Source organism: Stenotrophomonas sp. ZAC14D2_NAIMI4_7, assembly GCF_003086675.1.
GTDB lineage: Bacteria > Pseudomonadota > Gammaproteobacteria > Xanthomonadales > Xanthomonadaceae > Stenotrophomonas.
This window is the reverse complement of the sequence record NZ_CP025995.1, coordinates 2,917,068-2,930,524: the sequence shown is the minus strand read 5'-3', so window position 1 is coordinate 2,930,524 and position 13,457 is coordinate 2,917,068. Positions and strand designations below refer to the sequence as shown.

General features: G+C 65.7%; 12 protein-coding genes and 1 tRNA gene. 12 read left to right on the top strand and 1 reads right to left on the bottom strand.

The genetic code is table 11. From position 1 onward, the window contains the following. Nucleotides 1-3 precede the first annotated feature (3 nt). Complete coding sequence (locus C1922_RS13540; protein ID WP_108751598.1) at nucleotides 4-1,887, bottom strand: sulfatase-like hydrolase/transferase; 1,884 nt, start codon at nucleotides 1,885-1,887, stop codon at nucleotides 4-6. 185 nt (nucleotides 1,888-2,072) lie between these two features. Here C1922_RS13540 and C1922_RS13535 point away from each other — a divergent pair, with 185 nt between their 5' ends. The 12 genes from C1922_RS13535 to nuoH all read left to right on the top strand — a co-directional run bounded on the left by C1922_RS13535 (nucleotide 2,073) and on the right by nuoH (nucleotide 13,457). After that, nucleotides 2,073-3,008 carry a 2-oxoglutarate and iron-dependent oxygenase domain-containing protein gene (locus tag C1922_RS13535; RefSeq protein ID WP_108750226.1) on the top strand — a complete coding sequence of 312 codons (936 nt, stop codon included), beginning with the start codon at nucleotides 2,073-2,075 and terminating at the stop codon, nucleotides 3,006-3,008. A 677-nt stretch (nucleotides 3,009-3,685) separates the two neighbouring features. Continuing rightward, nucleotides 3,686-4,441: a triose-phosphate isomerase gene (gene tpiA / locus C1922_RS13530; RefSeq protein WP_108750225.1), complete on the top strand. Its 756-nt coding sequence runs from the start codon at nucleotides 3,686-3,688 to the stop codon at nucleotides 4,439-4,441. Between the two features lie 50 nt (nucleotides 4,442-4,491). Continuing rightward, entirely contained in the window at nucleotides 4,492-4,929 is a 438-nt protein-coding gene (secG, locus tag C1922_RS13525) for a preprotein translocase subunit SecG (RefSeq protein WP_108750224.1), read from the top strand. A gap of 51 nt (nucleotides 4,930-4,980) precedes the next feature. Next, nucleotides 4,981-5,065 (top strand) — tRNA-Leu (locus C1922_RS13520). Between the two features lie 110 nt (nucleotides 5,066-5,175). Beyond that, the gene (locus tag C1922_RS13515; RefSeq protein ID WP_079222613.1) at nucleotides 5,176-5,532 is read left to right on the top strand and encodes an NADH-quinone oxidoreductase subunit A; all 357 of its coding nucleotides are present in this window, start codon (nucleotides 5,176-5,178) and stop codon (nucleotides 5,530-5,532) included. Next, on the top strand, nucleotides 5,523-6,077 hold the full coding sequence (locus tag C1922_RS13510) for an NADH-quinone oxidoreductase subunit B (protein ID WP_079222612.1): 555 nt from the start codon (nucleotides 5,523-5,525) through the stop codon (nucleotides 6,075-6,077). The genes C1922_RS13515 and C1922_RS13510 overlap by 10 nt, the downstream gene beginning before the upstream one ends. A 34-nt stretch (nucleotides 6,078-6,111) precedes the next feature. After that, nucleotides 6,112-6,861 carry an NADH-quinone oxidoreductase subunit C gene (locus C1922_RS13505; RefSeq protein WP_108750223.1) on the top strand — a complete coding sequence of 250 codons (750 nt, stop codon included), beginning with the start codon at nucleotides 6,112-6,114 and terminating at the stop codon, nucleotides 6,859-6,861. After that, nucleotides 6,858-8,165 (top strand): NADH-quinone oxidoreductase subunit D, encoded by a 1,308-nt coding sequence (locus C1922_RS13500; RefSeq protein ID WP_108750222.1) that lies wholly within the window; start codon nucleotides 6,858-6,860, stop codon nucleotides 8,163-8,165. Before C1922_RS13505 ends, C1922_RS13500 begins: the two co-directional genes overlap by 4 nt. Before the next feature lie 97 nt (nucleotides 8,166-8,262). Next, nucleotides 8,263-8,790 carry an NADH-quinone oxidoreductase subunit NuoE gene (nuoE, locus tag C1922_RS13495; protein WP_108750221.1) on the top strand — a complete coding sequence of 176 codons (528 nt, stop codon included), beginning with the start codon at nucleotides 8,263-8,265 and terminating at the stop codon, nucleotides 8,788-8,790. Between the two features lie 4 nt (nucleotides 8,791-8,794). Continuing rightward, entirely contained in the window at nucleotides 8,795-10,135 is a 1,341-nt protein-coding gene (nuoF, locus tag C1922_RS13490; protein ID WP_108750220.1) for an NADH-quinone oxidoreductase subunit NuoF, read from the top strand. Further along, a complete protein-coding gene (gene nuoG, locus C1922_RS13485; RefSeq protein WP_108750219.1) occupies nucleotides 10,132-12,366 on the top strand; it encodes an NADH-quinone oxidoreductase subunit NuoG in 2,235 nt (744 codons plus the stop codon). Before nuoF ends, nuoG begins: the two co-directional genes overlap by 4 nt. Then, nucleotides 12,363-13,457, top strand: coding sequence for an NADH-quinone oxidoreductase subunit NuoH (gene nuoH / locus C1922_RS13480; RefSeq protein ID WP_108750218.1), 1,095 nt, complete (start codon nucleotides 12,363-12,365; stop codon nucleotides 13,455-13,457). The genes nuoG and nuoH overlap by 4 nt, the downstream gene beginning before the upstream one ends.

The following is a 13,457-nucleotide window of genomic DNA, read 5'->3' as shown; positions in this document are numbered from 1 at the left end:
GGTTCAACGATTGCGGAAGCGGGTCAGCGCTTCCCAGGCCGCGCGCAGGCTCGCCGGGTCTGGCGCCTGCTGCGGCAAGGGGTGGTAGCGGCGGTCCAGCGTGGTGGCGTTGCCGAACTTGTCGAACACGTGGATCGCATCGCCGTGGCGCACCGCGCGCTGCGACCAGCTTTCCACCACCAGCGAACGGGTGCCCTGCGGTTCGCCCAGCAGGTCCTGGCCGGTGCTGTAGTCGGCCAGCGCGTTCTCGCAGCCCAGACCGTGACGCATCAGCGTCGGTACCCAGTCTTCGTGCGAGCTGGTGCGGGCGTCCTGCGCGGCCGCCTGCCCAGGCCAGTACAGCACGAACGGCACCTGCAGCTGGTAGTCGGAGAAGTTGCCGTTGTGGCCCCAGTAGTTCAGGCCCAGGTCGTTGAACTCTTCGGCGTGGTCACCGGTGACCAGCACGATCGTGTGCTCGTCCAGCCCCTGCGCGCGCAGTGTTTCCAGCAGCCGCCCGACCAGGCTGTCGGCGTAGTGCACGGCGGTGTGGTAGCGGTTCAATTCCGGAGTCGGGTCGTGGTCCGGGCCGAACTTCAGGAAGTCGATGTCCTCGGCCATGGGCTGGGCGACCGCTGGGTAGTCGGCCGGCATGTGGTACGGCGCATGGGTGGAATCGAGGAAGACGAAGCCGAACCACGGGCGCTTGCCCGCCTGGCTGGCCACGATGTCCTGCTGCAGCGATTCGACGATGGCACGGTCACGCCCGGCCGAATCGCGATCGCGCGGGCCCTGGTGCAGCTGGCTGCGCACATCGGAAAACACGGTGCGGTCGAACTCGGGGCTGTACAGCGGCGCACTGCCGTACAGATGCAGGTCGTAACCCTGCTGCTGCAGCACCTTGAACAGCTGCGACCCGCGCTGCTCGGCCAGCATGGTGGGCCAGTAGCCGCCGGGCAGCCCGTACATCAGGCCGAACAGCCCGTAGCGGGTGGCATTGCCGGTGCTGAAGTGCTGTTGGTACACGCGCGAAGACTGCGCCAGCGCAGCCGTATTGGGCATGAACTGCGGCGTCAGTGCGTCCTTGCGCAGCGATTCCAGCACCACCATCAGCACGTTCGGGCGCTGGTGGCTCTGGCAGCGCAGCGGCTGCAGCGGGTAGTTCAGCTGCGCATGGCGCGGGTCGGGCAGGCCGGCCTGCGGCTGGCTGACCACGCCCAGCCGGCGCATGAAGCTCTTGGCAGTGATTGGCTGGGCCCAGGGCAGGTAATTCCACTGGCTGATGACCGCACGTTCGCCCAGCGCGTCGTAGTAGGCCGTGGCCACCTGGCCGCCGGCCATCAACAGCGCCACCAGCGCCCACGCCTGCAGCACCCGGCGCCGCAGTCGCGCCGCCGGCAGCAGCTTCCAGCAGGCCCAGGCCAGCAGGGCCTGCGCGCCGAACAGGGCGCTGATCATCGCGATCGCCTGCAGCCAGGTCTTCCAGGACAGACTGACCTGGTCCTGCAGGGCGCCGCCGAACACCATGTTGGCGACCATGGCATTGAGGTGGAAGCGGTACAGGGCGAAGACCTTGGCATCCACCAGCAGCAGGCACAGCCACAGGCCCTGCATCACGATGGCCGAAACCGTCAGAATGCGCGCGCGCCGCGGCCACAGACCCAGCGCCAACGGCAGCAGGCCGACCACCGCGCCCAGCGCCAGCAGGTGGCCGGGCAGGGCGACCGACAGGTAGGTCAGGCCCAGCGCACCGCCGGGGTTGTCGCGCACGGGAATGTTGCCCAGCGCGATCAGCGCCGCCAGCACGGCGTTGCCGGCAATGAACAAGGACCACCACGCCAGCCGCTGCCAGCGGCGATCAGCGCCCGGGGCGGGCGGGGAGAGGGCGTTGAAATGAGCGGCATCCATGGCGACGGCGGGGTTCAGCAGGGGCAGGGGGGCGTGTGGCGAATACGTCAAGACGCGCGGGGCGGCGCATTGTATCGGTTTGTTTCAATGTATCGGTGTGGGAATTGGGCCGATCTGTCACAATGTTCAGGTGGCCCACAGACAGCTGTCGGGCCGAACAGACCCACGACAAGCCAGGAACCGCTGTGAGCCAGATCCCCACCCTCGACATCACCCGTTTTGACAGCGACCGCGAGGCCTTCGTGGCCGAGCTGGGCGCGGCCTACCGCCAATGGGGATTCGCGGGCATCCGCAACCACGGCATCCCGCAGGCCGACATCGACGCGGCCTACGATGTCTTCAAGGCCTTCTTCGCCCTGCCGGACGAGGTCAAGCGCAAGTACCACGTGGCTGGCAGCGGCGGCGCCCGCGGCTACACCCCGTTCGGCGTGGAAACCGCCAAGGGCTCCAAGCACTTCGACCTGAAGGAGTTCTGGCACATCGGTCGCGAGATCGCCGATGACTCCAAGTACCGTGACGTGATGGCGCCGAACCTGTGGCCGACCGAGGTCGAGGGCTTCCGTGAGCGCGGCTACGGCCTTTACCAGGCGCTGGACAACCTGGGTTCGCGCGTACTGTCGGCGCTGGCCCTGCACATTGGCCTGCCGGAAGACTTCTTCGCCGACAAGACCAATTTCGGCAATTCGATCCTGCGCCCGATCCATTACCCGCCGATCACCACCGACGACATTCCGAACGTGCGTGCCGGTGCGCATGGCGACATCAACTTCATCACCCTGCTGGTCGGTGCCAGCGCCGCGGGCCTGGAAGTGCAGTCGCATGATGGCCAGTGGGTGCCGTTCACCTCGGACGCCGACACCATCGTGGTCAACATTGGCGACATGCTGCAGCGCCTGACCAACCACGTGTACCCGTCCACCATCCACCGCGTGGTGAACCCCCCGGGCGAGCTGGCCCGCCAGCCGCGCTACTCGGTGCCGTTCTTCCTGCACCCGAACCCGGATTTCCTGATCGACGTGCTGCCCTCGTGCATCACCCCGGAAAACCCCAGCCGCTATCCGGAGCCGATCACCGCCCACGGGTTCCTCGAGGAACGCCTGCGCGAGATCAAGCTGAAGTAATGAAAAGGCCGCCGAAAGGCGGCCTTTTTCTTTGCAGGGTTGCACCCCGCACCCGCAGAGGCCAGAGCCAGAGCCAGCGCGGCTCTGGGGTGTTCCGTGGGGAGGCGGGGAGGCGTCGGATGGCGGGGACGCCGTTAACCCATCCATGGGGGGCTTGGCCGCGGCATCCATACCGCGGACACCCCGCCATCCGACACCTCCCCGCCTTCGGCCGTTTCCCGGTGACGGTGGGTACGGGCGGCTCCTGGTAGGTGTCGACCTTGGTCGACACATCTGTCAGATCGACGTGGGGCAGGGGTCAGATCCCTTTTCCTGCCGGAAAGGGATCTGACCCCGGAACCCACCCGGAATGCCGCTTCTGCTCTTGCTCCTGCTCTTCTTTTTTCTTTCCGTGGCGGTCGGAACCGCCGCAATGTGTCAGGGGCCGGGCGGGTGGGTTGCGCAGGGGCGCAGGCGCCATGGATGGCGCCTACGAGCTTACATGTACGTACTTGCAGCGTCCCCTGCGCGGCCCACCCGCCCGGCCAACCCAATAAAACCCACCGGGCCATCCGCGACCAACCCCCGCCACGAGGGGCTGCGCCGTTGGCTGAAAATCCATGTAACCGCTTACACGGAAACGGATTTTTGCCATAGCGGGTATCATGGGCGGCTGAGTTCATACAGGAGCCACCGCCATGCGCCGCAAGATCGTCGCCGGAAACTGGAAGCTGCACGGCAGCCGTCAATTCGCCACCGAGCTGCTCGGCCAGGTGGTCGCCGGGCTGCCCCAGGCGGGGGTGGAGGTGGTCATCCTGCCGCCGCTGCCGTACCTGGGCGAACTGGTCGAGGACTTCGGCGAGACCGGCCTGGTGTTCGGGGCCCAGGACGTCAGCAGCAATGAAAAGGGCGCCTACACCGGCGAAGTCTGTGCCGCCATGCTGCACGAGGTCGGCGCCCGCTACGGCCTGGTCGGCCACTCCGAGCGCCGCCAGTACCACCAGGAAAGCAGTGAACTGGTCGCCCGCAAGTTCGCCGCGGCCCTGCACGCCGGCCTGGTGCCGGTGCTGTGCGTGGGTGAAACCCTGGAACAACGCGAAGCCGGGCAGACCGAAGCGGTCATTGCCAGCCAGCTGGCACCGGTGCTGGCGCTTGTCGGCGCCGAGGGGTTTGCCAGCGCCGTGGTGGCCTACGAGCCGGTCTGGGCCATCGGCACCGGCAAGACCGCCAGCAAGGAACAGGCCCAGCAGGTGCACGCCTTCATTCGTGGCGAAGTCGCGCGCATGGATGCTAGAATCGCCGATTCACTGCCCATTCTTTACGGCGGTAGCGTGAAGCCCGACAATGCCGGGGAACTGTTCGCGCAGCCGGATGTCGATGGTGGGCTGGTCGGCGGCGCCTCGCTGGTGGCCGCGGATTTCCTGGCCATCGCGCAGGCGGCGGCACACATTTAGTCAAGACAGCCGGCTCAGCGTCGGCATAACAGTCCGAGGGCGGATTTCCAATGCTGATGTTGATCCTCAATGTCGTCTACGTGCTGGTGGCCGTAGCCATGATCGCGCTGATCCTGATGCAGCGTGGCTCGGGCGCGGCAGCGGGCTCGGGCTTTGGTGCCGGCGCCTCGGGGACTGTGTTCGGCGCGCGAGGCGCGTCCAACTTCCTGTCCAAGTCCACCAAGTGGCTGGCCGTGGTGTTCTTCGGCATCAGCCTGTTCATGGCCTGGTACGCCGGCCATGGCACCCGTCCGGCGGCCGACCAGGACCTGGGCCTGATGTCCGCCCCGGCGGCCAGCGCCCCGGCCGTTCCGGCCGGTGAGCTGCCGGCTGCGCCGAAGGCGGCGGAGGTCCCGGCAGCCCCGGTTCCGGCCGCGACTGTGCCGGCTCAGGCGGAAACTTCCACTTCTGGTGAAGAAAAGCCGTCCGAAGGCTCCCAGAAAGACTGAAGCCGGTTACAATACGCGGCGCATCGGGTTATCTGACTGATGTGATCGTTTGCCCAGGTGGCGGAATTGGTAGACGCACTACCTTGAGGTGGTAGCGACTTAGGTCGTAGGGGTTCGAGTCCCCTCTTGGGCACCATTTGTAAGTAAAGCGGGTTCTCCTGGCGCGCAATGCGCCAGCCGTTTCCCGTCCACTCCCCCATGCCAAAGCGCCTGCAGGCGCGGCGGCAGAGGCAAGAGAGAATCGCTGTGCTGGCCGAATATTTGCCGTCTCTGCTGTTTCTGATCGTCGCCACCGGTATCGGCATCACGCTGATGCTGATTGGTCGATTCCTCGGCCCCCGCCGCCCCGATCTGGAAAAGCTGTCGCCGTACGAATGCGGCTTCGAGGCCTTCGAAGACGCGCGCATGAAGTTCGACGTGCGCTACTACCTGATCGCGATCCAGTTCATCGTCTTCGACCTGGAAATCATCTTCATCGTGCCGTGGACCCAGGTCTTCATGGAGCTGGGCGCGCGTTCGCTCGTCACCATGGGCCTGTTCGTCGGCATGCTGTTCCTCGGTTTCATTTACGTCTGGAAGAAGGGAGCGCTGGAATGGGAGTGATTCAGACTCTCGATGGCCTCATGAACAACCCGGTCCCGGAAGGGCGGGTGGATGACATCCTGCGGCCGGAAGGCGACAACCCCCTGCTGGAAAAGGGCTTTGTCACCACCAGTGTCGATGCCCTGCTGAACTGGGCGCGCACCGGCTCCATGTGGCCCATGACCTTTGGTCTGGCCTGCTGTGCGGTGGAAATGATGCACGCCGGTGCGGCGCGTCTGGACCTTGACCGCTACGGCGTGGTGTTCCGTCCGTCGCCGCGTCAGTCCGACGTGATGATCGTGGCTGGCACCCTGGTCAACAAGATGGCCCCGGCGCTGCGCAAGGTCTACGACCAGATGCCGGACCCGAAGTGGGTCATCTCGATGGGCAGCTGCGCCAATGGCGGCGGCTACTACCATTACTCCTATTCTGTCGTGCGCGGCTGTGATCGCGTGGTGCCGGTGGACGTCTACGTCCCGGGCTGCCCGCCGACCGCCGAGGCGCTGGTGTACGGGATCCTGCAGCTGCAGAAGAAGATCTGGCGTACACAGACCATCGCCCGCTGACCCTTTTCACCTGACAAGAGCGCGCCAAGCCCCCATGGCAGAGCAAGCATCCTTCATCGACCGACTCTCCGCACGTTTCGCTGGTGCGAAGGTCATCGTGGTCGAACCCCGCGGCGAAGTGACGCTGGAGGTGCCTGCCGCCGAGTGGCATGCCACCGCGCTGGCGCTGCGTGACGAGTTTGGTTTCGAGCAGGCCGTGGATCTCTGCGGCGTCGATTACCTGGGCTACGGCTCCGACGAATGGGACACCGCGGACGTGTCCTCGCAGGGCTTCAGCCGTGGCGTCGAAGGCAAGGCGCAGGGCCGTTTCGCCTGGGGCGAGTTCCCCACCGAAGAGAACGGTGCCGACGGCGCGAGCCCGCAGCACATGCCGACCCAGCGTTTCGCCGTGGTCGTCCAGCTGCGCTCGTACCAGCACAACCTGATGTTGCACCTGCGCTGCTTCGCCCCTGACGAAGCACTGCCGGTGGTGTCCTCGCTGACCGGCATCTGGCCGGGCCTGAACTGGTTCGAGCGCGAAGCGTTCGACCTGTACGGCGTGATCTTCGAAGGTCACCCGGACCTGCGCCGGATCCTGACCGACTACGGTTTCGTCGGCCATCCGTTCCGCAAGGACTTCCCGCTGATCGGCAACGTCGAAGTCCGCTACGACGAAGAAAAGAAGCGCGTGATCTACGAACCGGTCACCTCGGTGGAGCCGCGCGTCGGCGTGCCGCGCGTGATCCGCGACGACGCCCGTCTGCAGACCGCAGAAGGTGAGCGCGCGCAGGAGGCAGTGAAGTGAGCCACGTACACCAGGCCGGCGAAGCCTTCGCCAGCAACGCCGCCGAAAGCCGGCAGGAAATCCGCAACTACACCATGAACTTCGGCCCGCAGCATCCGGCCGCCCATGGTGTGCTGCGCCTGATCCTGGAAATGGACGGCGAAACCATCATGCGCGCCGACCCGCACGTGGGCCTGCTGCACCGTGGTACCGAAAAGCTGGCCGAGTCCAAGCCTTTCAACCAGTCGATCGGCTACATGGATCGCCTGGACTACGTGTCGATGATGTGCAACGAGCACGCCTACGTGCGCGCGATCGAAACCCTGATGGGTATCGAAGCGCCCGAGCGTGCGCAGTACATCCGCACCATGTACGACGAAATCACCCGCATCCTGAACCACCTGATGTGGCTGGGCTCCAACGCGCTCGATCTGGGCGCCATGGCGGTCATGCTGTACGCCTTCCGCGAACGCGAAGAGCTGATGGACTGCTACGAAGCAGTCTCCGGCGCGCGCATGCACGCGGCCTACTACCGTCCGGGTGGCGTCTACCGCGACCTGCCGGACCACATGCCGAAGTACAAGGAATCGCGCTGGCACAAGGGCAAGGCGCTGAAGCAGCTCAACGCTTCGCGTGAAGGTTCGCTGCTGGACTTCCTGGAGAACTTCACCAACGAGTTCCCGGGTCGCGTCGACGAATACGAGACCCTGCTGACCGACAACCGTATCTGGAAGCAGCGTACGGTCGGCATCGGCGTGGTCAGCCCGGAACTGGCCCACCAGTGGGGCATGACCGGCGTGATGCTGCGCGGCTCGGGCGTTGCCTGGGACCTGCGCAAGAAGCGTCCGTACGCCAAGTACGATGCCGTCGATTTCGACATCCCGCTGGGCAAGGAAGGCGACTGCTACGACCGTTACCTGGTCCGCGTTGCCGAAATGCGCGAATCCAACCGCATCATCAAGCAGTGCGTGGCGTGGCTGAAGGCCAACCCGGGCCCGGTGATGGTGAAGAACTTCAAGGTCGCTCCGCCCAAGCGCGAGGACATGAAGGACGACATGGAAGCGCTGATCCACCACTTCAAGCTGTTCAGCGAAGGCTATTGCGTGCCGGCCGGTGAAACCTATTCGGCGGTGGAAGCCCCGAAGGGTGAGTTCGGCTGCTACCTGGTCTCCGACGGCGCCAACAAGCCCTTCCGCGTGCACCTGCGTGCCCCCGGCTTCGCCCACCTGTCCTCGATCGATTCGATCGTGCGCGGCCACATGCTGGCCGACGTGGTGGCCATGATCGGTACCTACGATCTGGTGTTCGGCGAGGTTGACCGGTAATGCCGTCCGCCACGCCAACGCCCGCTGCAGGCAGCCGGCGCAAGCCGGCGCCGCAGTCTCTGGAATTTCACGTTATGCATTTCGCTGAGGTCGGCCGATGAAGGCGACAGGTAATTTCGAGGCGGCGCGCGACGTCGACCCGATGGTGGTGCTGAGCGACAAGACCCGCGCTCACATCGATCACTGGCTGTCCAAGTTCCCGCCGGACCGCAAGCGCTCTGCCGTGCTGCAGGGCCTGCATGCGGCCCAGGAGCAGAACGAGGGCTGGCTGACCGACGAGCTGATCGCCGGCGTGGCCAAGTACCTGGACCTGCCGCCGGTGTGGGCCTACGAAGTGGCCAGCTTCTACTCGATGTTCGAGACCGAGAAGGTGGGCCGCAACAACGTGGCCATCTGCACCAACATCAGCTGCTGGCTCAATGGCGCCGAAGACATCGTGCGCCATTGCGAAAAGAAGCTGGGCATCAAGCACGGCCAGTCCACCCCGGACGGCCGCGTCTACCTCAAGCGCGAGGAAGAGTGCCTGGCTGGCTGCGGTGGCGCACCGATGATGGTCATCAACGGTCACTACCATGAGCGTCTGACCCTGGAAAAGGTCGACGAGCTGCTGGACGGGCTGGAGTAAGGGCATGGCACATCACCACGAATCCAAGGGTCCGGTCGGCCCCGCGCCGCTGCCGCACCAGGTGGTCTACACCACCCTGCATTACGACACCCCGTGGTCGTACGAAAGCTACCTGAAGACCGGTGGCTACGCCGCCCTGCGCAAGATCCTCGAAGAGAAGATCCCGCCGGAGCAGGTCATCGAGATGGTCAAGGCCTCCGGCCTGCGTGGCCGCGGTGGCGCTGGCTTCCCGACCGGCCTGAAGTGGTCCTTCATGCCCAAGGGCAACATGCAGAAGTACATCCTCTGCAATTCGGACGAATCCGAGCCGGGCACCTGCAAGGACCGCGACATCCTGCGCTACAACCCGCATTCGGTGGTGGAAGGCATGGCGATCGCCTGCTACGCCACCGGCTCGACCGTGGGTTACAACTACCTGCGCGGTGAGTTCCACCACGAGCCGTTCGAGCACTTCGAACAGGCCCTGGCTGACGCCTATGCAAATGGCTGGCTGGGCAAGAACGTGATGGGCTCGGGCGTGGACATCGACATCTACGGTGCCCTGGGCGCCGGCGCCTACATCTGCGGCGAAGAAACCGCGCTGATGGAATCGCTGGAAGGCAAGAAGGGCCAGCCGCGCTACAAGCCGCCGTTCCCGGCGAACTTCGGCCTGTACGGCAAGCCGTCCACCATCAACAACACCGAAACCTACGGTTCGGTGCCGGCGATCATCCGCAACGGCCCGGAGTGGTTCAAGGGCCTGAGCCTGACCGGCAACGGCGGCCCGAAGTGCTTCTCGGTGTCCGGTTGCGTGCAGAACGGCGGCAACTTCGAAGTGCCGCTGGGGACCACCTTCGACGACCTGCTGGAAATGGCCGGTGGCCTGCGTCCGGGCCGCACCCTGAAGGGCGCGATTCCGGGCGGCGTGTCCATGCCGGTGCTGACCGCGGCCGAGCTGAAGGGCCTGCCGATGGACTACGACACCATCCGTGCGCTGGGCTCCGGCCTGGGTTCGGGCGCCGTCGTGGTGCTGGATGACAGCGTGTGCTGCGTCAAGTTCGCCTGCCGCATCAGCCAGTTCTTCCACAAGGAATCCTGCGGCCAGTGCACCCCGTGCCGTGAAGGCACCGGCTGGATGCACCGCGTGCTGGAGCGCATCGTTGCCGGCAAGGCCACGATGGAAGACCTGCACCAGCTGAAGGCAGTGGCCGGCCAGATCGAAGGCCACACCATCTGTGCGTTCGGCGAAGCGGCTGCATGGCCCATCCAGGGCTTCCTGCGCCAGTTCTGGGACGAGTTCGAGTACTACATCGTCAACGGTCATTCGATGGTTGACGGCAAGAAGGTGGAGGCAGCCGCTGCATGAGCGCGCAACCCGTAAATCCGAGCGTCCCACCCGATCACGTCACCATCGAGATCGATGGCAAGTCGCTGGTCGTGCCCAAGGGCTCGATGATCATCCAGGCCGCCGACAAGGCCGGCATCTCCATTCCGCGCTTCTGCTACCACGAGAAGCTGCCGATCGCCGCCAACTGCCGCATGTGCCTGGTGGACGTGGAGAAGTCGCCGAAGCCGGCGCCGGCCTGCGCCACCCCGGTGATGGACGGCATGAAGGTCGCCACCCGCAGTGAGAAGGCGCTCAAGTTCCAGCGTTCGGTGATGGAGTTCCTGCTCATCAACCACCCGCTGGACTGCCCGATCTGCGACCAGGGCGGCGAGTGCGAGCTGCAGGACGTTTCGCTGGGCTATGGCCGTTCGGTCAGCCGCTTCAACGAGCGCAAGCGCGTGGTGCCGGACGAGGACATGGGTCCGCTGGTCGCCACCGAGATGACCCGCTGCATCCAGTGCACCCGCTGCGTGCGCTTCACCGCCGACGTGGCAGGCACCTATGAACTGGGTGGCATGTACCGCGGCGAGAACCTGCAGATCGGTACCTACGACGGCAAGCCGCTGACCACCGAACTGTCCGGCAACGTGGTTGACGTCTGCCCGGTCGGCGCGCTGACCAACAAGGTGTTCCAGTTCCGCGCCCGCCCGTGGGAACTGACCGCGCGCGAATCGCTGGGCTACCACGACGCCATGGGTTCGAACCTGTTCCTGCACGTGCGTCGCGGCGAAGTGCTGCGCACCGTGCCGCGCGACAACGAAGCGGTGAACGAGTGCTGGCTGTCCGACCGCGACCGCTATTCGCACCAGGGCCTGTACAGCGAAGACCGCGCGGTCAAGCCGCTGCGCAAGGTCAATGGCGAGTGGAAGGAAGTGAGCTGGGCTGAAGGCCTGGCTGCGGCCGCCGAGATTCTCAAGGCCCACCAGGGTGATCACCTGGGCGTGCTGGTGCATCCGTCCACCTCCAACGAGGAAGGCGCGCTGCTGGCCCGCCTGGCCAAGGGCCTGGGCTCGAACAACATCGACCACCGCATCAACAACCGCGACTTCTCCGACGCCGCCACCGCCGAAGTCTTCGGCCTGCCGCTGGCCGAGATCGAAGGCGCCGACCGCATCGTCGTTCTGGGCAGCAACATCCGCCACGAACTGCCGCTGCTGCACGCCCGCCTGCGCAAGGCGCAGACCACCAAGGGCGCGAAGATCCACGTCATCAACCCGGTTGATTTCGACTTCGCCTTCGGCATCGCCGGCAAGCAGATCGTGGCCCCGTCGAAGTTCGTCGAAGCGCTGGCCGACGCCGAGCTGCGTTCGGCAGTGCAGGGCGGCAGCAACACCGTGCTGATCGTCGGTGGCATCGCCGAAAACCACCCGCAGGCCGCCGCGATCCGCGCCGCTGCGCGTGATTTCGCTGCCGCCACCGGTGCCAGGCTGTGCCGCATCCCGCAGGGCGCCAATGCCGTGGGCCTGACCCGCGCCGGCGTGCTGCCGGCCGGCAAGGACGTGGCCGCCATGCTGGCGCAGCCGCGCCAGGCGTACGTGGTGTACGGCCTGGAACCGGGCCTGGACTTCGCCGATGCCCCGGCCGCGCGCAAGGCGCTGGTCGGTGCCAAGGTGGTGGCCTTCAGCCAGTTCGCCTGCGCCTCCACCCGCGACGTGGCCGACGTCATCCTGCCGATCGGTGCACTGCCGGAAATCGACGCCACCCTGACCAACCTCGATGGTCGCGAGCAGTCGGCCCGTGCCGGCGGCAAGCTGCCGGGCGAGGCCCGTGAAGGCTGGCGCGTGCTGCGTGCGCTGGGCGGTGACATGGCCCTGGCCGGTTTCGACTTCATCGACCTGGCCGGCCTGCGCGCCAGCCTGGCCCCGGTGTCGGTCGCCGTGGCCGCTTCGGCCCAGCCGGCCGTTGCCGGCGAAGGCCTGGAAGTGGCTTCGACCGCTGCGATCTACCGCACCGATGCGGTGGTCCGCCGCGCGCCGGCGCTGCAGTCGCATCCGCTGAACAACGCCCCGCGCATCGTGCTGAACGCTGACGATGCCGCGCGCCTGCAGCTGCAGGAAGGGCAGATGGCCAAGGTCGGCACCGATGCCGGCAAGGCCACCTTGCCGGTGGTGGTCGACGCCCGCGTCGCTGCGGGTTCGGTCTGGATTGAATCGGGCCACGGCGCGACCGCGCCGCTGGGTGCCGCTCGCGTATCGGTGGTGGCTGCATGAACGAATTGCTGTTGAACGCGGTCGACCCGCTGCACCAGTGGCTGCTTGGCCTTGGTCATATCGGCGCGCTGATCTGGATCATCCTGAAGATCCTGGTGATCACCGTGCCGGTGATCGTCTCGGTGGCCTTCTACGTAGTCTGGGAACGCAAGCTGATCGGCTGGATGCACGTCCGCCACGGCCCGATGTACGTGGGCATGGGCATCTTCCAGGCCTTCGCTGACGTCTTCAAGCTGCTGTTCAAGGAAGTGGTCCAGCCGAGCAGCGCCAACAAGGCGATCTACCTGCTGGCGCCGCTGATCACCCTGGCCCCGGCCTTCGCGGCCTGGTCGGTGGTGCCCTTCGATTCGCAGATCGTGCTGTCCAACGCCAACGCTGGCCTGCTGTACCTGCTGGCGATGACCTCGCTGGGCATCTACGGCATCATCCTGGCCGGTTGGGCATCGAACTCGAAGTACGCGTTCCTGGGTGCCATGCGCGCCTCGGCGCAGATGATCAGCTACGAAATCGCCATGGGCTTCGCCCTGGTCGGCGTGATGATCGCGGCGGGCAGCCTGAACCTGAGCAACATCGTGATGGCGCAGGCCGGCAGCTCCGGCTTCTTCGACTGGTTCCTGCTGCCGCTGTTCCCGCTGTTCGTCATCTACTGGGTGTCGGGCGTGGCTGAAACCAACCGCGCGCCGTTCGACGTGGTGGAAGGCGAATCGGAAATCGTGGCCGGCCACATGGTCGAGTACTCCGGCGGCGCCTTCGCGCTGTTCTTCCTGGCCGAATACGCGAACATGATCCTGATCAGCTTCCTGATCTCGATCTTCTTCCTCGGCGGCTGGCTGAGCCCGATCCAGGGCTGGGTCGACCTGGGCAACATCTCGCCGCTGGTCGACTGGATCTGGAAGGGCGGTGCACCGTGGCTGTTCGTCAAGGTGTTCTTCTTCGCCAGTGCCTACATCTGGTTCCGTGCCAGCTTCCCGCGCTTCCGCTATGACCAGATCATGCGCCTGGGCTGGAAGGTCTTCATTCCGCTGGCCATTCTGTGGATCGCGGTTACCGCCGTCATGGTGTTCTTCGGCGTGATTCAAAAGGGCGTCTAA

Excerpts from the sequence above, each read along its gene's own strand:
- C1922_RS13540 (WP_108751598.1), bottom strand. The coding sequence starts at position 1,887 with ATGGATGCCGCTCATTTCAACGCCCTCTCCCCGCCCGCCCCGGGCGCT.
- tpiA (WP_108750225.1), top strand. The coding sequence starts at position 3,686 with ATGCGCCGCAAGATCGTCGCCGGAAACTGGAAGCTGCACGGCAGCCGT.
- secG (WP_108750224.1), top strand. The coding sequence starts at position 4,492 with ATGCTGATGTTGATCCTCAATGTCGTCTACGTGCTGGTGGCCGTAGCC.
- C1922_RS13510 (WP_079222612.1), top strand. The coding sequence starts at position 5,523 with ATGGGAGTGATTCAGACTCTCGATGGCCTCATGAACAACCCGGTCCCG.
- C1922_RS13505 (WP_108750223.1), top strand. The coding sequence starts at position 6,112 with ATGGCAGAGCAAGCATCCTTCATCGACCGACTCTCCGCACGTTTCGCT.
- nuoE (WP_108750221.1), top strand. The coding sequence starts at position 8,263 with ATGAAGGCGACAGGTAATTTCGAGGCGGCGCGCGACGTCGACCCGATG.
- nuoF (WP_108750220.1), top strand. The coding sequence starts at position 8,795 with ATGGCACATCACCACGAATCCAAGGGTCCGGTCGGCCCCGCGCCGCTG.
- nuoG (WP_108750219.1), top strand. The coding sequence starts at position 10,132 with ATGAGCGCGCAACCCGTAAATCCGAGCGTCCCACCCGATCACGTCACC.
- nuoH (WP_108750218.1), top strand. The coding sequence starts at position 12,363 with ATGAACGAATTGCTGTTGAACGCGGTCGACCCGCTGCACCAGTGGCTG.